Below are 18,744 nucleotides of genomic sequence, written 5' to 3'. Positions count from 1 at the left end.
CCTACCGCGGCCCTGCTCGGTCTCGTGGCGAACGAGAAGGCCGGGGTCGAGGACCTCACCCTCGCTCGGCTCCGCAGGATCTACGACGGGACGTACACCAACTGGAAGCAGCTGGGCGGCAACGACCTGCCGATCCGCCTGGTGAGCCGGGACGCCGGATCGGGCACCCGCCGGGCGTTCGAGACAGCGGTGCTGCACCGCTCGGAGCCGGGCGTGGTGTCGTCGTACGACTGCGGTGACAAGGACCGCGACGAGCGAGCACGCCTGACCCGCTGCGAGGTGAACAGCACCAAGAGCCTGCTGGATGCGGTGGACCGGGTGCCGGGGGCGATCGGCTACGCCGAGGTCCACGCGGCGGCGAACCGTCCTCATCTGGTCAGCGTGCGGCTCGACGGGCACGAGCCGGACATCGAGTGGGGACGGCAACGGGACTACCCCTTCTGGACGGTGGAGTACCTCTACACCTACGGGCGGCCCGAGGACGGCTCACTGACCGCGAAGTTCCTGGCGTTCATGGACTCCGACACGGCGAAGAACATCATGCGGATGTACAAGCACATCCCCTGCGCCGACCGGCAGAGCCTGCCGGACGACGTCTGCCGCCCCTGAGCCTCCGCCGCCCGGCCCGGATCCGGCGACCCCGGACCGTCGCGGTCAACCGGTCCCGGGAACCCAGGACCGCGACGGAGCCGTCGGTGTCGGTGCGCAGCACCCGGGCGCCCTGGGCACGCAGCGCCGCGACGGTACGGGGCGCCGGATGGCCGTACGGGTTGCCGGCACCGGCGGATATCAGCGCCAGCCGCGGCGCCAGCCGTCGCATCAGCTGCGGGTCCTGGTAGGCGGAGCCGTGGTGCGCCACCTTGAGGACGTCCACCGCAGACAGCTCCGGGTGGGCTGCCAACAGGGCCTGCTGTGCCGGCGGTTCGAGGTCACCGAGCAGAAGGAGGGTCAGCCCGCCCGTCCGGACGAGCAGGGTGACGCTGGCGTCGTTGGGGCCCGGGAGGGGCGGTGAGGGGACGGCGGCCGGGCCGGGCACCCCCGGCGTCGCGGGGCCCGGCGGCCAGAGCACTTCCCAGGCCAGCCGGCCCAGGCGGCGGCGTTCCCCCGGTGCGGCGACGATGACCGGCACCCGGGCGGCCGCGGCCCGGCGGCGGACGAACTCGGCCTGCCCCGGGGGCTCCTGGAGCGAGGTGGTCTCGATGGCCCCGACGGCACGGCCACGCAGCACACCGGGGAGGCCGTCCACATGGTCGGCGTGGAAGTGTGTGAGGACGAGCAGCGGGATGCGCCGGACACCCAGGTCGGTCAGGCAGCGGTCGATGGCGCGGGGCTCGGGGCCGGTGTCGACCACCAGTGCCGTACCGTCCCCGGCGGCCAGGACCAGACCGTCGCCCTGCCCGACATTGCAGGCCACGGCCAGCCATCCCGGCGGTGGCCAGCCGGTGAGAATGCGGGTGAACGGAGCCGGACGGCAGATCGCCAGAACCAGGGCCAGGGCGCACAGCACGCAGAGCCAGCGATGGTGCAACACCCGACGGCCGGCCGTGATCAGAACGACGGTGACGGCGGCCAGCAGCAGGCCGCCCGGCCAGCCGCCCGGCCACCCGAGCTCCGCTCCCGGCATCGACGCCCCCGCTCGGGCGATGCCGGCGATGGCTTCGGCCGGCCAGGCCGCGCACCAGGCCAGCGCCTGTGCGGCCGGCGGGGCGAGAGGGGCGACCGCGAGGACGGCGAAGCCGAGCACGGTGGCCGGGGCCACGACCAGTTCGGCGAGCAGATTGCAGGGCACGGCGACCAGCCCGACCCGGGCGGAGAGCACCACGACCACGGGTGCGCAGACCGCCTGTGCGGCGGCCGCCGCGGCCACCACCTCCGCCAGGCGGGCCGGCACCCGGCGCCGCTGCAGGGCGGCGCTCCAGCGCGGGGCGAGCAGGAGCAGCGCACCGGTCGCCAGTACGGAGAGCAGAAACCCGTAACTGCGGGCGAGCCAGGGGTCGTAGAGCACCAGCAGCAGGACCGCGGCGGCGAGCGCGGGGAGCAGGGAGCGCCGGCGGCCGGTGCCGATCGCCAGCAGGGTGATCAGCCCGCAGGCTGCCGCGCGCAGCACACTCGGATCCGGTCGGCACACCGCGACGAAGGCGAGCGCGAGGGCGCCGCCGATGAGCGCGGTGCTCCGCAGCGACAGGCCCAGGCGCGGGGCCAGACCCCGGCGTTCGGCACGAAGCGCGAGATGGGGCGGGCCGATCAACAGGGCGAGCACGATGGTCAGATTGCTGCCCGAGACGGCGAGCAGATGCGTCAGATCGGTGGCCCGGAAGGCGTCGTCCAGGTCCGGCGGCACCCGTGAGGTGTCGCCCACCACGAGGCCCGGCAGCAACGCACGGGCGTCCGGCCGCACCCCGTCGGTCGCCTCCCGAAGGCCGGCACGCAGGCTCCCGGCCAGCCGCTGCAAGGGGGACGGCGATCCCGTCCTGACGGGCGGCGCATCGGCGTCGACCCGTAGTACGGCGGCGACCTGGTCGGCCGGTGACAGCGGCGGGGCGGCGCGCGCCACCACCCGGATCCGGGTCGACGGCAGCAGCGTCCGCCACGCCGGGGACGACCCGGCACCCGCCCTGCCGCCGGACGGCGCGCCCCCGCCCCGGCCCCGCACCACCACCAGCGTCGGCGTCCGGACGGCGGTCACCGCACCGTCCGGGGCGGTGACCCGGACGGCATCGGCGGTGAACACGAGCGCCGGAGGCGTTCGTTGGGACCCGCGCACCCGGGGCCGGGTCACTCGGGGGTCGCCGGTCACCGTCAGCTCGGCCTCGACCCGCGCATACCGCTGCGCCCAGCCGGGCAGTGGCCCCCGCCGCAGATCCGCCGCGTGCAGCGCCGCCGACGCGGCCCCGGCCGCCGCGCACGACAACACCGCCGCCAGGGCGACGAACGCGCCGACCGGTGCGCTCCGACCTGAGCCGCCGCGGCGGCGCACCACCGCCACCCACAGCACGAGCACCGCGAGGACCACGGCGCCGGCACAGGCCACTGCCACCCCGCCGCCCGGTGCGCCCAGGCCCACCGCCGCGGCGCCCCAAGCCGCCAGCGCCGGCGCGACCAGGCGGAGATCGGTCGGGCCCTCCTGCTGTGGGTCCGGGGAGCCGTGGTGTGACTCCGCCGCGGCGTGCACCGAGGCTCGGGGCGTGGTCACGGCTGCACCAGGGGACGGAGATCGGCGAACCGGCGGTCGCCGATTCCGGTGACCTGACGGAGCTGTTCGACGGCGGTGAATCCGCCGTGCTGGGTACGGAATTCGATGATGTGCCGAGCGAGGACCGGCCCCACCCCGGGCAGGGTGTCGAGCTGCTGCTCGGTCGCGGTGCTCAGGCTGACCGGCGCACCCGGCCCGCCCCCGCCGCCGGGCATTCCGTCGCCCCCGGCAGCGCCCTCCTCCGCCGCTGCGCCCGCGGCATCCGCCGCAGCCCCCTCCCCCGCCCCACCCACCACGATCTGCTCGCCGTCCGTCAGCAGCCGCGCCCGGTTCAGCCCGCGGCTGCTCGCACCGCGCAAGATCCCGCCGGCAGCCCGCAACGCGTCGGTCACCCGGGATCCGGCGGGCAGCCGCCGCACCCCCGGGTGCCGCACCTTGCCCGTGACATCGACCACCAGCTCACGTCCCGTGCCTCCCGGCTGCCCGCTTACCACCGAGCCCGGCGACGACAGGGACGGCGGCCCCGGCGGCGCGGAAGAGACCGACGGGGAGCCGGGGCCCGATGCTCCGTCCGCCCGCGTGACCGCCGGGGCGCGCACCGGCTCGGGCCGGGCACCCCAGAAGTGCTGTACGGCGAAGCCCACGGCCACCGCGAGGACCAGCGCCAGGGCGGCGAGCGCCTTCGGGTCGGTGCCGCAGCGCAACTGCACCCACAACGGCAGTCGTTCACGCACCGCGAGACACACCCGCTCCCGTCGGCTCGGGCCCGCCCGACCGCGCGGCCCCGGCGGCGGTTCGTCCGGGCGGGCCGTCCGCGGGTCATGCCGGCGGTGTGGCGGGGCCGGTGGATCCGGCAGGTCCGGCAGGTCCGGCAGATCCCACGGGCCCGGCGAGCCCGGCGAGCCCGGCGAGCCCGGCGAGCCCGGCGAGCCCGGCGAGCCCGGTGTCACCAACGGGCCCCGGGCGGCGTCCCCCACCCCCACGTCGTCGAACAACGCGGCGGCCCGCTCCCGGACCGACAGCGCGCGGGCCGCGGACGGCACAGGGGGCACGGACGGCCCAGGCGCAGGTACAGACGCAGCCACAGGTACAGGTACAGACGCAGACGCAGACGCAGACGCAGACGAATGAGCCACGGCCGGAGGGGCCGCAGCTGAACGCGCCGCAGCCGGCGGAACCGCAGTCGAAGAGGCCGCGGTCGACCGGCCCGGGAGCGGCGGAAGGGCGGAAACGAACACGGACGACGAAGCTGATCGAGAGGTCATGCCCCGACGCTAAGGACCTCGCGCCGATCCCGCCGAGCGGCCTCAATTTCCGTGGACAGCCGGCCAGTTGTGGACAACTACGTCACCCTCGGAAGCCACCTGCTCCACACTCACCTCGGCGACACCACAGCACTCAGCAGCCCAGGCCCGGTGTGCGCGCCGATCACCGCGCCCACCTCGCTCACGTGCAGTTCGCCGAGGCCCGGCACTCGCTCCCGAAGCCGTTGGGCCAGCGCGTCCGCGCGCTCGGCCGCGGCGAGGTGATGAACCGCGATATCGACCTCGCCCTCCCCCGCCCGCTCCGCGGCGATCTCCTCCAGCCGTGCGATGGCCTTGGACGCCGTACGGACCTTCTCCAGCAGTTCGATCCGCCCGTCGGCGAGCTGGAGGATCGGCTTGACGGCCAGCGCCGAGCCGAACAGTGCCTGTGCCGCCCCGATCCGGCCGCCGCGCCGCAGGTAGTCGAGGGTGTCGACGTAGAAATAGGCGGACGTGCCCGCGGCACGCTTCTCCGCGGCCGCCACCGCCTCGTCCACGTCGCCACCGCTCTCCGCCACCTCCGCCGCCGCCAGGGCGCAGAACCCGAGGGCCATCGCGACCATGCCCGTGTCCACGACCCGTACCGGCACCGGGGCTTCCCTGGCCGCGAGCACCGCCGCGTCGTAGGTGCCGGAGAACTCCGAGGAGAGATGCAGCGAGACGATGCCGCTCGCACCGCCCGCCGCGACCGCCCGATAGGTGTCGGCGAAGGTCGCCGGGCTGGGCCGCGAGGTGGTCACCGCACGGCGCTTCTGCAGGGCCTGGGCAACGGATCTCGCGGAGATCTCGGTGCCCTCTTCCAGGGCCTGGTCCCCCAGGACGACGGTCAGCGGTACGGCCGTGATGCGGTGACGCTCGATTGCCGCCCGCGGCAGGTAGGCCGTGGAATCGGTGACGATGGCGACATGGCGGGACATGACTGGGAGGTTAGCCGGGGAACCCGGCACCCGACAGTGCGGGCCCCTCCCCAAGATCCTCCAGGTTTCGCCAAGGCTCCGCCAAGACGCCGTGCGTGGGCGCCGGAACAGCCCCAGGGCTCCTTCTCCCCGCCCCGCCCCCACCCCACTCCTCCGACCCCGTGGTGGGGGACGCGGTCAGGTCGGCCGGTCTCCTCTGTCCGACGCGCCGCGCGTCCACCGCGGGCCGCCCGGTCGCCGCGCTCCCTCGGCCCCCATTGCTCCGTCGGTTCGCGGATGGGCCTCCGCCTGCGGCTCCTTCTCCCACACGTGGGCGGGCCTGGCCCGCGGATCCCGGGCCGTGAGCGACGGCGTCTCGGCGGCCGGCGTCCCCCAGGAGCGCGGGCCACCGGCAGCGTCCGCCGTCGACACCGGCTCCTCGCCGGGCTCCCCGGCCGCTCCGGGTGCCGGTTCGTCCAGCGGATCCCGTGTCCAGTGCCGCAGCGCACCCGCCTCGACATCGATCTGGTCGCTCAGCGACGCGAGATCGTCGTCGGCGAACTTCCGGGCCCGGTCGCGGGCCGCCCAGCGCAGCGACTCCGCGGAGTGGGTGATCCTCTCCGTCCGCTCGCGCAGATCCGGCAACCGGGCCGCGATGGTGCCCCGGTCGGGCTCGCGCTCCAGGCGTCTGAGCTCGTCGTCCAGCTCGCGGCCATGCGCACTGAGGCGCTCGAAGAGGCTTGCCGCCTCGGTGAGGGAGGCGTCGTCCGGTGCGCCGGCCCGCAGCACGTCCTGGGTGGCGCGCATGGAGGTGCGCAGCGACAGCCGCAGCTGCGCCAGCTCGCCGACCACCCCCGGCTGGGTGAACTGGCGGGCCCGCAGGCCGGTGTCCTCGACGGTGCGCCGGGCCTGGGCGACCCTGCGGTCCACACCGCGCTTGGTCGCCTGGACCGCCTTGACCGTGACGATCACTCCGGCCGCGACGAACAGCACGAAAAGCAGCGCGAAGACGGCGACGGCCACTTCCATGAGCTCTCCCCAGCGGTCTGGGCGCCGGTTCGTCCCCCGCGCCCTGTATCTCCACCGTAAACGGCCGGGGCAGGCCAGGGGTTCCAGGAGAACCCCCAACCTGCCCGTAGGGGACATCCCCCATGGCGCGCCCAGCGGTGCTCAGGGCACGGGCCGGCCCGCTATGCAGGGACGATGTTCACCAGCTTCGGCGCCCGGACGATGACCTTCCGGATGCCCGCGCCACCCAGTGCGGCGACGACCCCCGGATCGGCCAGCGCGGCCGCCTCCAGGTCCGCGTCGGAGATCGTCGGAGCGACCTCCAGGCGGGCCTTGACCTTGCCCTTGACCTGAACGACGCAGGTCACGGACTCGTCCACGACGTACGCGGGGTCCGCCACCGGGAAGTCGGCGTGCACGACGCTGTCGGTGTGGCCCAGCTTGCGCCACAGCTCCTCGGCGATGTGCGGGGCCAGCGGGGCGATCAGCAGCACCAGCCGCTCCGCGACCGTGCGCGAGAGGGGGCCACCGGTCTTGGTCAGGTGGTTGTTGAGCTCGGTCACCTTGGCGATGGCGGTGTTGAAGCGCAGGTTCGCCATGTCCTGGGTGACGCCGTCGATCGCCTTGTGCAGGGCCCGCAGGGTGGCCTCGTCCGGCTCGGTGTCGACGACGGTGATCGCGCCGGACGCCTCGTCCACGACGTTGCGCCACAGACGCTGCAGCAGGCGGTACTGGCCGACGACGGCCCGGGTGTCCCAGGGGCGGGACACGTCCAGCGGGCCCATCGCCATCTCGTACAGCCGCAGGGTGTCCGCGCCGAACTCCGCGCAGATCTCGTCCGGGGTGACGGCGTTCTTCAGGGACTTGCCCATCTTGCCCAGCAGTCGGGAGACCTTGCCGCCCTCGTAGTAGAAGACGCCGTCGCGCTCCTCGGCCTCCGCCGCCGGGACAGCGATGCCGCGGGCGTCCCGATAGACGTACGCCTGGATCATGCCCTGGTTGTACAGCTTGTGGAACGGCTCGGCGGACGAGACGTGCCCCAGGTCGTGCAGCACCTTGGACCAGAACCGGGCATACAGCAGGTGCAGCACGGCGTGCTCCGCGCCGCCCACGTACAGGTCGACGCCGCCGTGCGGCTGCCCCTCACGCGGCCCCATCCAGTACTGCTCGACGGCCGGGTCGACCAGTGCCTCGTCGTTGGTCGGGTCCAGATAGCGCATCTCGTACCAGCACGAACCCGCCCAGTTGGGCATGGTGTTGGTCTCGCGGCGGAAGGGCCGCACGCCCCTGCCGTCGCCCAGGTCCAGCTCGACGTTGACCCAGTCCTCGTTGCGGGACAGCGGCGTCTCGGGCCGGGTGTCGGCGTCGTCCGGGTCGAAGGTGCGCGGCGAGTAGTCGTCGACCTCCGGCAGCTCCAGCGGCAGCATCGACTCGGGCAGCGGGTGCGCCACACCGTCCTCGTCGTAGACGATCGGGAAGGGCTCGCCCCAGTAGCGCTGCCGGCTGAACAGCCAGTCGCGCAGCCGGAAGTTGACGGTGCCCTCGCCGATACCCTGGGCCGCCAGCCATTCGGTGATCTTCTCCTTGGCCGCGGTCACCCCCAGGCCGTCCAGCGCGATCGCCCCGGTGGACGAGTTGACGATCTTCGCGTCGTACGAGGAGAAGGCGTCGTCCCAGGTGGCGGGGGACTCGCCGCGACCGTCCGACGGCTCGACCACGCAGCGCATCGGCAGCTCGAAGGCGCGGGCGAAGGCGAAGTCGCGACCGTCGTGCGCCGGGACCGCCATGATCGCGCCGGTGCCGTAGCCCATCAGGACATAGTCGGCGATGAAGACCGGGACCTGCTCGCCGCTGACCGGGTTGGTCGCGAACGCGCCGGTGAAGACGCCCGTCTTGTCCTTGGCCTCGGCCTGTCGCTCGACGTCCGACTTGGACGCGGCCTGCTTGCGGTAGGCGGCGACGGCCTCGGCCGGGGTGGCATGGCCGCCGGTCCAGACGTCGTGGGTGCCCTCGGGCCAGGCGTCCGGGACGATCGAGCCGGTGCCGTCCTCGGCGCCGGCGACCAGCGGGTGCTCCGGCGCCAGGACCATGTACGTCGCGCCGAACAGCGTGTCCTGGCGGGTGGTGAAGACGGTGATCTTGTCATCGCCCACCGGGAAGTCGACCCGGGCGCCCTCGGAGCGGCCGATCCAGTTCCGCTGCTGCAGCTTGATGGCCTCCGGCCAGTCCAGCGCGTCCAGGTCGTCCAGCAGCCGGTCGGCGTAGGCGGTGATGCGCATGTTCCACTGGCGCAGCTTGGCCTTGAAGACGGGGTAGTTGCCGCGCTCGGAGCGCCCGTCGGCGGTGACCTCTTCGTTGGCCAGCACCGTGCCCAGGCCGGGACACCAGTTGACCGGCGCGTCGGAGGCGTAGGCCAGGCGGTACTCGCCCAGGACGTTGGCCCGCTCGATGGCGCTCAGCTCGCTCCAGGCGCGGCCGTCGGGGGTGGGGCGGGTGCCGGCCTCGAACCGGGCGACCAGGGTGTCGATCGGGCGCGCGGCGTCCGCCTCCGGGTCGTACCAGGAGTTGAAGATCTGCAGGAAGATCCACTGGGTCCACTTGTAGTACGCCGGGTCGATCGTCTCGACCGAACGGCGCTGGTCGTGGCCCAGGCCCAGGCGGCGCAGCTGGCGCCGCATGTTGACGATGTTGGCCTCGGTGGAGACCCGCGGGTGGGTGCCGGTCTGGACGGCGTACTGCTCGGCCGGCAGGCCGAAGGCGTCGAAGCCGAGGGTGTGCAGGACGTTGTGGCCCGTCATGCGCAGGTGGCGGGCGTAGACGTCGGTGGCGATGAAGCCCAGTGGGTGGCCGACGTGCAGACCCGCACCCGACGGGTAGGGGAACATGTCCATGACGAACTTCTTGGGGCGGGCCACCATCGCGGGGTCCCCGGCCAGGTCGCCGCTCGGATTCGGGGCGTGGTAGGTCCCCTCCGCGTCCCAGAAGTCCTGCCAGCGTGCCTCGATGTCGGCGGCCAGCGCGGCCGTATAGCGGTGCGGCGCCGCCACCTCGGTGGGGGTGCCGCCCGAGCCCTTAGCAGCGGGGGAGGTGGTCGTCTCGCTCATCGTCCTCAAAGCTCCATCGATCGTCTCTGCCAGCGGCTGCTGCGACGCGGATTCTGCGGAAACAAAAATGCCCCTCGCACAGGAGGGGACGCCGCGCCGATGCCGACCCGGGCGGCCACAGCGGTAGGCCCGGTCGGACTGATCAGCGCGGCCGGCTAAGCAGAAGGCGTACGGCACGCATGGCGTCAGGGTACCGCAGGGCGTGCGGGGCCCGCTCCGAGGATTCCCCCGGTGCGGGCCCCGCACAGTGGGTCCCGGCGTCAGGGCCGGTAGGAGCTCACGTACGCGGCACCCGGGGTACCCACGCCGGTGACGTCGTCGTAGCCGACGGTCGCCTTGAGCGAGCTGTCCTTGCCCAGGCTGCGCAGCGAGGTCGTGGTGCCCTTGCTGTCGTCGGTGCTGTTGACGTAGTCGACGCGGACGACCGCCAGGTCACGCCCCGCACCCAGCGGGTGGTCGGTGACGTCGTGGTAGGCGGCGGTTCCGTAGCGCTGGTAGATGCCGGGGTTGGCGAAGCCGATGGCGACGCCGTGCCGGGCCTGCTGGGCCAGCGCCTGGACACCCGCGATCACCGGCGCGGCCAGCGAGGTGCCGCCGATGCGGTACTCGTCGTAGCCGAGCTTCCCGCCCGGCAGCGTCTGGGTCTGGCCGACCAGGAATCCGGTGTTCGGGTCGGCGACCGCCGAGATGTCCGGGACGGTGCGCATCGCGCCCTTGAGGGCGACGGCGGAGAGCCCGTCCGGCACCACACCGCGCTGGTAGAAGGGCTGCGGGACGGTCTTGCTGACACCGCCGCCCGCGCCGCCGTTGAAGGCGCCGGGGAAGCCTGTCCAGTCGCCGCCGCCCTTGGCCAGCGTCGCCTTGAGGGTGCCCCAGCCGGTCTCCCACTGGTACGCGTCGTGCTTGCCCACGGCCAGGGAGGTGCCGCCGACGGCGGTGACCCAGGCGGAGTTCGCCGGCGTGTCCACCTGCTTGATGCCGGTGTTGGCGACCTCGTCGCCGTTGTCGCCGGAGGAGAAGTAGAAGCCGATGCCCTGGACCGCGCCCTGCTGGAAGAGCTGGTCGTAGGCGGCGGCCACGTCCGGGGTCTCGTTCGCCTCGATGTCGCCCCAGGAGTTGGAGACGATGTCGGCGAGGTGCCCGTCGACGATCTTGCCGAGCGAGTCGAGCAGATCGTTGTCCTGGCAGGAGGCCCCGCCGACGTAGACGATGTCGGAGTCCGGGGCGACCGCGTGGACGGCCTCGACGTCGAGGGTCTCCTCGCCGTACCAGCCGGCCGCGCCGCAGTCCTCGATGTGCGAGTAGTCCTTGGGCAGCACCTGGGAGAGCTGGCCGCGGCGGTAGGGCCGGTCACCGTTGCGGGCGGCGTAGGTGCCGGCGTCCTTGGCGATGGTCGGCGAGGCGTAGGCGTCGGTGATCGCGACGGTGACGCCCTTACCGGTCCACTTCTTCGCCCCGTAGGCGGCACGCAGCTGCTTGCCGGTGTAGCCCTTGACCGCGTACGGAGCCTTCTTCCCGTACGCCGACGGCAGGCCCTTGCCGGTCCGGGAGCCGTAGTACGAGGAGAACGGGCCGGAGTTGCGGAAGACCGGGGACGGCGGCGGCAGTTCGGTGGAGTGGTGCCTGGCGAGCCGCGGTGCGTTGTCCAGACCGGTGACCGTGAGGACCGCGTCGGCCAGCGCGGCGGGCGCGGAGGCGGCGGCCGACGGCGCGTGGTAAGTGTGACCGCTCTTGAGGTAGTTGTGCAGATCGGTGGCGAAGGCACGCTCGGCGGCCGCCGCGTCGCCCCGGACCGTCACATAGCGATTGGTGGTGCCGGTGACCTTCAGGCCGGAGTGCTTCAGCCAGTCGGTCACCTTGGCTATCTGGTCGCGCGTGGCGCCGTAGCGGGCGCGCACCTGGGCGGCGCTCAGATATTTGCCGTACGCGGCGGAGTGCGGGTCGGACACCGCCTTGGCGTAGCTCGCCAGGCCCTTGGCGTCACGGCCGGCGAGGTAGACGCGGGCGTCGATGCCGGTGGAACCGGAGGTCGCGCCCCGGTCGGTCCTGCTGGTGGCCCACAAGGGCTTGGTGCCCTGCAGCGTGTGCCGACCGCCGTCGTGGCCCGCGGCGTCGGCGGCGGGCGCGCCGAGCGCGAGCGCCCCGGCGACCAGCGGCAGCGCCGCCGCCCAGGCGAGACCGGTGCGGGCGCGCGGTGCTCTGGTGCGGCTTGATCTCATGTGACCCCCTGCTGTGGCGATGCGATGCGCCGCGTGGTGACGCGCTGGGCCGGTGCGCCGGTGCGCGTCGCCGCACGCGCGGTGACGGCGTGGGATGTGACGCTCACGCGATCCGCCACTCTTTCGGTGAACCGTTCATGTCAGGGACATGCGATCACCAAGAAGAACCCAAAGAAGGGCAAGGATTGGACAGGAACAGACCTGCAGGGCGCTCGGAACGGACACCCAACTCGCCATAACGGACAGGTCGTTGCCCACACATCAGGGCAACTCGGGGGAAACTCCGCGCAGGTGGGCGGGACCGCCCACCACACACAACAGAGCGGGCCATCCTTATCGGATGGCCCGCTCTGTCTACTGTGGAGCTAAGGAGAATTGAACTCCTGACCTCCTGCATGCCATGCAGGCGCTCTACCAACTGAGCTATAGCCCCTTGCGGCGTTTTGCCGCCCGGTTCCCCGCTGCGGCATCGCCTACATTACACGGCCCTCCCGGGCTTCTGCCAAATCGTTCCGCAGAGACCATCCGACGGGGCATCGCGGTACTGTCGACCATCCATGCCCGATTCGTCCCTTGGAGCGCTACGCCGTGACCGCGCTGGAGCTGCAACAGTCCGCCGACCCCCGCGGCTCCGCACCCGTCCGCGGCCTCGTCCGCCGGCACCCGACCCTGCTGGCGGCCCTGGCCTGCGCACTCTCCTTCACCGCCTTCTGGATCGCGCAACGGCTCGCACACGTGACCATGATCGACCTGATGGTCTACCGCGCCGAGGGCTGGACCGCCCGCAACGGCGAAGACCTCTACGACATGGTGGCGACCTCGGCCCACCTGCCCAACACCTATCCCCCCTTCGCCGCGCTGCTCTTCGCCCCGCTCACACTCCTCGGCGTCCCGGCGATGCGCACCCTCGCCACCGCCGGCAACCTCGCGCTCTTCGTCTGTGTCGTACACCTCTCCCTGCGGCTGACCGGCCGACCCCGACGGCTCCCCAGGCCCGCGGCGACACTCGCCGTCTCCGCGCTCCTGGTCTGGGTGGAGCCGGTCTGGACGACCCTGCGCTACGGCCAGATAAACCTCCTCCTCGCCGCGCTGGTGCTGTGGGACCTGACCCGCAAGGACACCCACCGCTGGGCCGGCATCGGCATCGGTATCGCAGCCGGCATCAAACTCACCCCGGCACTGTTCGCGGTCTTCCTCGCAGTGGCCGGAGCCGCCCGCGCCGGACGGATGCTGCGCTCCGGCGCGGGACTGCGCGCCGCCTGGAACCCCTGGCTGCGGCAGGCCGCCGTCGCCGGCGTCACCTTCCTCGCCACCGCCCTCCTCGCGGCCCTCGCCCTGCCCCGCGACTCACACCGCTTCTGGACCGAGATCGTCTTCGCCGCCGACCGGGTCGGCGAGGCGGAGATCACCGCCAACCAGTCCCTGCGCGGCCTCCTCGCCCGGCTGCTGCACACACACGAGCCGGAAACGGCCTGGGTGATGGTGGCCGGGCTCACGGCCGTGGTCGGCCTCGCGCTGGCCGCCCGGGCGCTGCTGCGCGCCGAGCGCGGCTGGGCGACCGTCGCCTGCGCGGCGACCGCCCTGCTGGTCAGCCCCATCTCCTGGTCCCACCACTGGGTGTGGTGCGTGCCGATGCTGATCCTGCTCGGCTCCGAGGCGCTGCGTCGCAGCGGCTCCTCCGCCCGCCGCTGGTGGGCGACGGCCTCGATGGCGGGGCTGATCTTCTGCTCGTTCGCGCTGTGGTGGGTGCCGCATCGCTGGCACCATCACGAGGAACTCCACCAGAACGGCGTCCAGATGCTGCTCTCCGGCGTCTATCCCCTCGCCGGGCTGGCGCTGCTCGCGCTGACCGCGGCCCGACTGCGGCGGCCCGGCGAGCGCCTGGAAGCCGGCCGCGGTCCCCTTCCGGCCGACGGCGGTGCCACCCCGGTGCCTTCGGCGGAGTGACGGCGGGACGCGCTCCCGTTCCCGCAACGTCCCGTGTGCACCGGCGAGTTGTGCTCTGCCCGGATGCGCCGGAGAGGTCTGCGGGATGGTCCCGAGAGATACGGGGTCAGGCCGTGGCGAACGAGTAGAAGCGTTTCAGCGTGCAGTGCTCGTCCAGCAGCCGCCCGTAGATCGGCTCTCCGTCGAGCTCACGGTAGGTCTCGATCGGGTCGCCCTTTATGACCAGAGCGCGGGCGCATTCCTCGCACCAGTACTGGTAGTCGACATTCACCGGCTCCATGTCACGGACGATGGGCGTACCGCTGCCGCACCAGTCGCATTTCCTGCTGTGAGCGCCCATCAGTCAGCTCCAGCTGTGGCCGCAGGCCGTGCAGACGAAAGAGATACCGCCATTGTCCCCCAGCACCTGGGCCACATGGGGGGAACCACACGAAGGACACTGCAGAGCGGAGGCGTCGCCGCCGCGGCAGGCGGCAGAGTGACCGCCGACGGGGCAGGTGAAGCGGAGAGCGTACTCCGGCAGCCAGTCATACCCCTGCGCCTCAGCCAATTCGAGCAGGTCATTGACCTCCTCAAGGATGCTCGGCGGCATCGCGATCACTCCTCCCCTGGGCGCCGTCCGATTCTGCCACGGACCACGGACCGGGTCAGGCCCGCCTTATCACCGAACCCGGCGGGCCGACCGTCGGTGCACCGCACCCACCGGGGCGGGCACCGTCCCCCGGTACGCCGACAACGCAGAGATCCCGCCCCCTCATCAGAGGGAACGGGATCTTCCGGGCTGTGGAGCTAAGGAGAATTGAACTCCTGACCTCCTGCATGCCATGCAGGCGCTCTACCAACTGAGCTATAGCCCCGGGTCTTGTTCCGCTCCTCCGGGTCTCCCCCGGCGGCGCCGCGAACAAGAAGAACTTTAGCCTGCGACCTGCCCAGATGTGAAATCCGGCCCCGGGGGCCGACCGGCGGAGGTCAGTCGTCGTCGCCGAGGACCGGCTCGGGCAGGGTGCCGGCGTTGTGCTCCAGCAGCCGCCAGCCGCGGGCGCCCTCGCCCAGGACGGACCAGCAGCAGTTCGACAGGCCGCCCAGCCCTTCCCAGTGACGGGCCTCCAGGGCGAGGAGCCGGCCGATGGTGGTGCGGATCGTGCCGCCGTGGCTGACGACGACAAGGGTGCCGTCGGTGGGCAGCTTGTCGGCGTGTTCGAGCACCACCGGGGCGGCGCGGTCGGCGACCTCGGTCTCCAGCTCGCCGCCGCCACGGCGCACCGGCTCACCGCGCTTCCACGCGGAGTACTGCTCGCCGTACTCCGCGAGGATCTCGTCGTGTGTGAGTCCCTGCCAGGAGCCCGCGTAGGTCTCCCGAAGCGACGCGTCGTGCGTCACGTCCAGCTGGGTGAGGACGGCCAGCTCGTTCGCCGTGGTGGCGGCGCGGCTCAGGTCGGAGGCGATGATCGCGTCCGGCTCGAGGGCGGCGAGCAGTCGGGCGGCGCGGCGCGCCTGCCCGAGGCCGGTCTCGGTCAGCTCGATGTCCGTCGAGCCCTGGAAACGGCGTTCGAGGTTCCAGGCCGTCTGGCCGTGGCGCCACAGGACGATGCGACGGCCACGGTCGCGTTTCATGCCGTTCAGTGCAGCTCTCCGTCCTGCGCGCCGGCCGTGGCCTCGGCGTGCGCCGCGGCCTTGCCGTGGGTCGCCTTCGCCTCCTCGGGGAGGTCGATCTCGGGGCAGTCCTTCCACAGGCGTTCGAGGGCGTAGAAGACACGCTCCTCGCTGTGCTGGACGTGCACGACGATGTCGACGTAGTCCAGCAGCACCCAGCGGGCCTCGCGGTCGCCCTCGCGGCGCACCGGCTTGGCGCCGAGGTCCTTGTTCAGCCGCTCCTCGATCTCGTCGACGATCGACTTGACCTGGCGGTCGTTGGGCGCCGACGCCAGCAGGAAGGCGTCGGTGATCGAGAGGACGTCGCTGACGTCGTACGCGATGATGTCGTGCGCGAGCTTGTCGGCTGCTGCCTGGGCGGCGGCGTTGATGAGCTCGATGGAGCGATCCGTGGCGGTCACAAGCGGCTTTCCGGTCGGGGGGTGGCCTCACCGGCCGGAGCGGCCGGAGCGGCGGTCGAGTACCCCTCAAGGGTCTCACGGACCGCCGACACCCCCGGAAAGCTTTTCGATCCGCTCGTCCGGCCGCCCCGCCCCGCCGCTCACCCCTTGAAGTCCCGGCCCAGGACGACGGTGATGTCGGCGTTGGCGGCGCCCTTGCCCTGCCGGACCGCGCCGGCCGGCAGCCCCAGTGTCTTGGCGACCTCCGTGGCCTTCTCCTTCGCCTTCGCGTCCGCGTACGTCACCTGGGACGTGACCCGGGCCGCCGCGCTGCCGTCGTCGACGAAGGTGTAGCCACCGTTGAGGAGCGCGACCTGCGCCTTTCCGGTGGCGGCCGCGGCCCCGCTCGCGTTGCGGACCGCGACGCGGGCGACCACGTCGGGGGCGTCCTTCTTGACCGTGCCGCCGAGCACGTCCTTGACCACGGCGTTCGTGGCGGACTGGCTGAGCGTGCCGTTCGCCTGCACCGGCAGCAGGGTCGTGCGGTAGGCGCCGGTCTTGGCCAGCGCCGCCCGCTGCGCCAGCGAGCTGCCCAGCTCGGCCTCGGTCAGCGGCGGGTCCAGCACCTGCAGCAGCGTCTTGACGGTGGCGGTGGCGCCGTCCGCGTCGCTGGAGACCTTCTTCAAGGTGGCCTGCATGACCTGGCCGAACCGCTCCAGCTGCGCGGTCTGGGTCTCGCGGGGCCCCTGGTAGGTGGCGTATGCCACGGCCGCCGGGCCGCCCAGATCCTGGGCGCGGCCCTGCTTGACCTGCGGAGAGTCGCCCTTCTTCGCACCGGGCACGGTGGCGTCGGTGTCGAGGGTGATGCCGCCGACGGTCTCGACGAGGTTCTCCAGATACGGGGTGTCCAGCCGCCAGCTGGCCTTCACGTCCGTGCCCAGCAGGGTGTTGAGGGAGTCCTGGGTGGCGTCGGCGCCGTCCTGCTTGACGGACCGGGCCAGCGTGGTCGCGCTCCCGTCGTCCTTGGCGATGACGAGGCTGTTGGGCAGCAGGACGGTGGTGCCCTTGTGGGTGGTCTCGTTGTCCACCAGGAGCGCGGTGGAACTGTTGCCGCTCTTGGTGTCGCGCAGGTGGACCACCAGGACGTCCCGCTTCTGCCCGCCGGCTGCGGCGGCCTTTCCGGTGTCCGCCCCGGCCAGCCCCGGCAGCTTGCCCGCCCACCACAGATAGCCGACCCCGCCGGCCACCACGAGGGCCAGCACGACGGACAGCGCGACGATGCGGCTGCGGCCGCGCCGCCTGGCCTCCTCGCGCCGCTCGGTGCGGCTCTCGGTGAACTTCAGCCAGTCGATGACGTCTTCGGAGTCCTCGTCGGGCTCCTCGATGAAGGAGAACTGCTCGGTGCGGTAGTCGTCGTCCGGGGCGCCGGAAGCGCCGGACGCGCCGGACCGGCCCGAGGGGCCCGCCGCCGGTTCAGCGGGCGCCGCCGCCTGGGGGTCCTCCGCGTACGTCGGCTGCTCGTACGGCGGCCGTGGCGACTGCTGCGGGATCCAGTCCTGCTGGGCCTGCTGCGTCTGTTGGGCCTGCTGCTGCGGCGCGTAGGGGTCGTACTGCTGCGCATAGCCCTGCTGCTGCACCTGCTGGCGCCCGTAGGCGTCGTAGCCGTACTCCTGCTGGGCCTGGTGCTGCTGCTGGCCGCCGTACGGGTCGTAGCCGTCGTACGACCCGGCCGCGGGGGCCGTCGGCTGTCCGTACCGGTCGTAGGACTGCTCGTACGGCCCCTGGGAGGCGTCGTGGTACACCGGCTGCCCGTAGGCGTCGTAGGTGTAGCCCTGCTGACCCTGCCGCTCCTGGGCGTAGGGGTCCTGGGCATACGGGTCCTGCGGCACGTACGGATCGTGTCGGTCGCTCACCGGTGCCCCTTCCGTCAGGTGCGTCAGCGGTCGCTGCGGTACAGCTGCTTCTTGTCGATGTAGCGCACCACTCCGTCGGGCACCAGGTACCAGACCGGGTCCCCCTGGGCGACGCGCGCTCGGCAGTCGGTCGAGGAAATCGCCAGCGCGGGCACCTCGATCAGCGACACCGCTCCCTCGGGCAGGCCCGGGTCCGCGAGGACGTGGCCGGGCCTGGTCACCCCGATGAAGTGTGCGAGCGAGACCAGCTCCGCGGCATCGTGCCAGGTCAGGATCTGGCTGAGCGCGTCGGCGCCGGTGATGAAGAAGAGATCCGCGTCCTGGTGCTCGGCGCGCAGATCACGCAGCGTGTCTATCGTGTACGTCTTGCCGCCGCGGTCGATGTCGATGCGGCTGACGGAGAACTGCGGGTTCGACGCGGTCGCGATGACCGTCATCAGATACCGGTCCTCGGCCGGGGACACCGTCTTGTGACTCTTCTGCCACGGCTGGCCCGTGGGAACGAAGATGACCTCGTCGAGGTGGAACTGGCTGGCCACCTCGCTCGCGGCGACAAGGTGTCCGTGATGGATCGGGTCGAAGGTCCCGCCCATCACGCCGAGTCGCCGCTTGACGGGCCCTGTGTGCTCTCCCATGCGTGCAGACCCTACTGGGCGCCGTGCGATGACGGGGGCCCGGTGCCGGGCTCAGCGGTCGCGGTTGAAGCGGGTGGTGATCCACAGCAGGAGAAGCAGGACAAACAGGGCGCCGCCGCCGGTCAGGTACGGGCTGAGGCTGGCGTGACCGCCACCCGCGTGATCGCCTTCGGCGAGGGAGACCAGGGACTGTGCAGTGGAGTGCAGGCTCATTGTCGACAGAACCAATCCGGGCTGGGGTCGGGCGGTACCTTCCGCCACATCGTAAGCGTCTCCTCACCGCGGGCCCACGGCGACTCCACCCACGGACGCCCGGGGGCACCTGCGGTGGTCAGTCCTGGCTGCCGTAACCGCGCAGCAGGAACCAGGCGAGAAACACCGCGCCCAGAACTCCGGCGATGATCACGGCGCGGAGTATCCAGCCGGGGCCGTCGTCCTGGGAGACCTGCTGGGCGGCGGCGAACAGCATGCTCGAATGCAGCATGGATGTGA

The 18,744-nt window shown here is 72.3% G+C and carries 16 protein-coding genes and 2 tRNA genes; 2 read left to right on the top strand and 16 right to left on the bottom strand.

Going from position 1 to position 18,744, the window contains the following annotated elements:
- The first annotated feature begins 24 nt into the window (after positions 1-24).
- Entirely contained in the window at positions 25-609 is a 585-nt protein-coding gene (locus ACGFML_RS11305) for a substrate-binding domain-containing protein (RefSeq protein ID WP_393542361.1), read from the top strand.
- Here the strand turns inward: ACGFML_RS11305 and ACGFML_RS11300 are convergent.
- The 7 genes from ACGFML_RS11300 to ACGFML_RS11270 all read right to left on the bottom strand — a co-directional run bounded on the left by ACGFML_RS11300 (position 539) and on the right by ACGFML_RS11270 (position 12,157).
- The gene (locus ACGFML_RS11300) at positions 539-3,193 is read right to left on the bottom strand and encodes a ComEC/Rec2 family competence protein (protein WP_393542360.1); all 2,655 of its coding nucleotides are present in this window, start codon (positions 3,191-3,193) and stop codon (positions 539-541) included. The two genes, ACGFML_RS11305 and ACGFML_RS11300, sit on opposite strands and share 71 nt — an antisense overlap.
- The gene (locus ACGFML_RS11295; RefSeq protein ID WP_393542358.1) at positions 3,190-3,927 is read right to left on the bottom strand and encodes a helix-hairpin-helix domain-containing protein; all 738 of its coding nucleotides are present in this window, start codon (positions 3,925-3,927) and stop codon (positions 3,190-3,192) included. Before ACGFML_RS11295 ends, ACGFML_RS11300 begins: the two co-directional genes overlap by 4 nt.
- Before the next feature lie 641 nt (positions 3,928-4,568).
- On the bottom strand, positions 4,569-5,414 hold the full coding sequence (locus ACGFML_RS11290) for a DegV family protein (protein ID WP_393542356.1): 846 nt from the start codon (positions 5,412-5,414) through the stop codon (positions 4,569-4,571).
- A 177-nt stretch (positions 5,415-5,591) separates the two neighbouring features.
- Positions 5,592-6,422 (bottom strand): hypothetical protein, encoded by an 831-nt coding sequence (locus ACGFML_RS11285; RefSeq protein WP_393542355.1) that lies wholly within the window; start codon positions 6,420-6,422, stop codon positions 5,592-5,594.
- Positions 6,423-6,583: 161 nt separating this feature from the next.
- Positions 6,584-9,505 carry a leucine--tRNA ligase gene (locus ACGFML_RS11280; protein ID WP_393542353.1) on the bottom strand — a complete coding sequence of 974 codons (2,922 nt, stop codon included), beginning with the start codon at positions 9,503-9,505 and terminating at the stop codon, positions 6,584-6,586.
- A 260-nt stretch (positions 9,506-9,765) separates the two neighbouring features.
- Positions 9,766-11,724: a protease pro-enzyme activation domain-containing protein gene (locus tag ACGFML_RS11275; protein ID WP_393542351.1), complete on the bottom strand. Its 1,959-nt coding sequence runs from the start codon at positions 11,722-11,724 to the stop codon at positions 9,766-9,768.
- Positions 11,725-12,084: 360 nt separating this feature from the next.
- A tRNA-Ala gene (locus ACGFML_RS11270) sits at positions 12,085-12,157 on the bottom strand.
- 155 nt (positions 12,158-12,312) lie between these two features.
- On the opposite strand from ACGFML_RS11270, the gene ACGFML_RS11265 reads away from it, so the two are divergent.
- Positions 12,313-13,671, top strand: a complete 1,359-nt coding sequence (locus ACGFML_RS11265) for a glycosyltransferase 87 family protein (protein ID WP_393542734.1) — start codon at positions 12,313-12,315, stop codon at positions 13,669-13,671.
- Positions 13,672-13,777: 106 nt separating this feature from the next.
- On the opposite strand, the gene ACGFML_RS11260 is transcribed toward ACGFML_RS11265, so the two are convergent.
- From ACGFML_RS11260 to ACGFML_RS11220, 9 genes are all read right to left on the bottom strand, one after another.
- Complete coding sequence (locus ACGFML_RS11260) at positions 13,778-14,011, bottom strand: hypothetical protein (protein WP_393542350.1); 234 nt, start codon at positions 14,009-14,011, stop codon at positions 13,778-13,780.
- A gap of 3 nt (positions 14,012-14,014) precedes the next feature.
- Entirely contained in the window at positions 14,015-14,263 is a 249-nt protein-coding gene (locus tag ACGFML_RS11255) for a hypothetical protein (RefSeq protein ID WP_393542349.1), read from the bottom strand.
- Between the two features lie 192 nt (positions 14,264-14,455).
- Positions 14,456-14,528: transfer RNA gene (locus tag ACGFML_RS11250), tRNA-Ala, on the bottom strand.
- Between the two features lie 112 nt (positions 14,529-14,640).
- Positions 14,641-15,285, bottom strand: a complete 645-nt coding sequence (locus ACGFML_RS11245) for a histidine phosphatase family protein (RefSeq protein WP_393542347.1) — start codon at positions 15,283-15,285, stop codon at positions 14,641-14,643.
- A gap of 5 nt (positions 15,286-15,290) precedes the next feature.
- Entirely contained in the window at positions 15,291-15,725 is a 435-nt protein-coding gene (rsfS, locus tag ACGFML_RS11240) for a ribosome silencing factor (RefSeq protein ID WP_393542345.1), read from the bottom strand.
- Positions 15,726-15,865: 140 nt separating this feature from the next.
- Positions 15,866-17,617 (bottom strand): LCP family protein, encoded by a 1,752-nt coding sequence (locus ACGFML_RS11235; protein WP_393542343.1) that lies wholly within the window; start codon positions 17,615-17,617, stop codon positions 15,866-15,868.
- Positions 17,618-17,640: 23 nt separating this feature from the next.
- A complete protein-coding gene (nadD, locus tag ACGFML_RS11230; RefSeq protein WP_393542341.1) occupies positions 17,641-18,252 on the bottom strand; it encodes a nicotinate-nucleotide adenylyltransferase in 612 nt (203 codons plus the stop codon).
- A gap of 51 nt (positions 18,253-18,303) precedes the next feature.
- Positions 18,304-18,465 carry a hypothetical protein gene (locus ACGFML_RS11225; protein WP_393542340.1) on the bottom strand — a complete coding sequence of 54 codons (162 nt, stop codon included), beginning with the start codon at positions 18,463-18,465 and terminating at the stop codon, positions 18,304-18,306.
- Positions 18,466-18,583: 118 nt separating this feature from the next.
- A complete protein-coding gene (locus tag ACGFML_RS11220; RefSeq protein WP_393542338.1) occupies positions 18,584-18,736 on the bottom strand; it encodes a hypothetical protein in 153 nt (50 codons plus the stop codon).
- Between the last annotated feature and the right edge of the window lie 8 nt (positions 18,737-18,744).

The organism is Streptomyces sp. NPDC048650 (assembly GCF_043199095.1).
In the GTDB taxonomy this organism is placed as follows: Bacteria; Actinomycetota; Actinomycetes; order Streptomycetales; family Streptomycetaceae; genus Streptomyces.
Note: the sequence above shows the minus strand (reverse complement) of the source record. Positions and strands in the feature narration are given on the sequence as shown.

What these genes read in the sequence shown, in the direction of transcription:
- ACGFML_RS11245 (WP_393542347.1), bottom strand. Translation starts at nt 15,285, where the DNA reads ATGAAACGCGACCGTGGCCGTCGCATCGTCCTGTGGCGCCACGGCCAG.
- ACGFML_RS11260 (WP_393542350.1), bottom strand. Translation starts at nt 14,011, where the DNA reads ATGGGCGCTCACAGCAGGAAATGCGACTGGTGCGGCAGCGGTACGCCC.
- ACGFML_RS11225 (WP_393542340.1), bottom strand. Translation starts at nt 18,465, where the DNA reads ATGAGCCTGCACTCCACTGCACAGTCCCTGGTCTCCCTCGCCGAAGGC.
- ACGFML_RS11280 (WP_393542353.1), bottom strand. Translation starts at nt 9,505, where the DNA reads ATGAGCGAGACGACCACCTCCCCCGCTGCTAAGGGCTCGGGCGGCACC.
- ACGFML_RS11220 (WP_393542338.1), bottom strand. Translation starts at nt 18,736, where the DNA reads ATGCTGCATTCGAGCATGCTGTTCGCCGCCGCCCAGCAGGTCTCCCAG.
- nadD (WP_393542341.1), bottom strand. Translation starts at nt 18,252, where the DNA reads ATGGGAGAGCACACAGGGCCCGTCAAGCGGCGACTCGGCGTGATGGGC.
- ACGFML_RS11255 (WP_393542349.1), bottom strand. Translation starts at nt 14,263, where the DNA reads ATGCCGCCGAGCATCCTTGAGGAGGTCAATGACCTGCTCGAATTGGCT.
- ACGFML_RS11290 (WP_393542356.1), bottom strand. Translation starts at nt 5,414, where the DNA reads ATGTCCCGCCATGTCGCCATCGTCACCGATTCCACGGCCTACCTGCCG.
- ACGFML_RS11285 (WP_393542355.1), bottom strand. Translation starts at nt 6,422, where the DNA reads ATGGAAGTGGCCGTCGCCGTCTTCGCGCTGCTTTTCGTGCTGTTCGTC.
- ACGFML_RS11275 (WP_393542351.1), bottom strand. Translation starts at nt 11,724, where the DNA reads ATGAGATCAAGCCGCACCAGAGCACCGCGCGCCCGCACCGGTCTCGCC.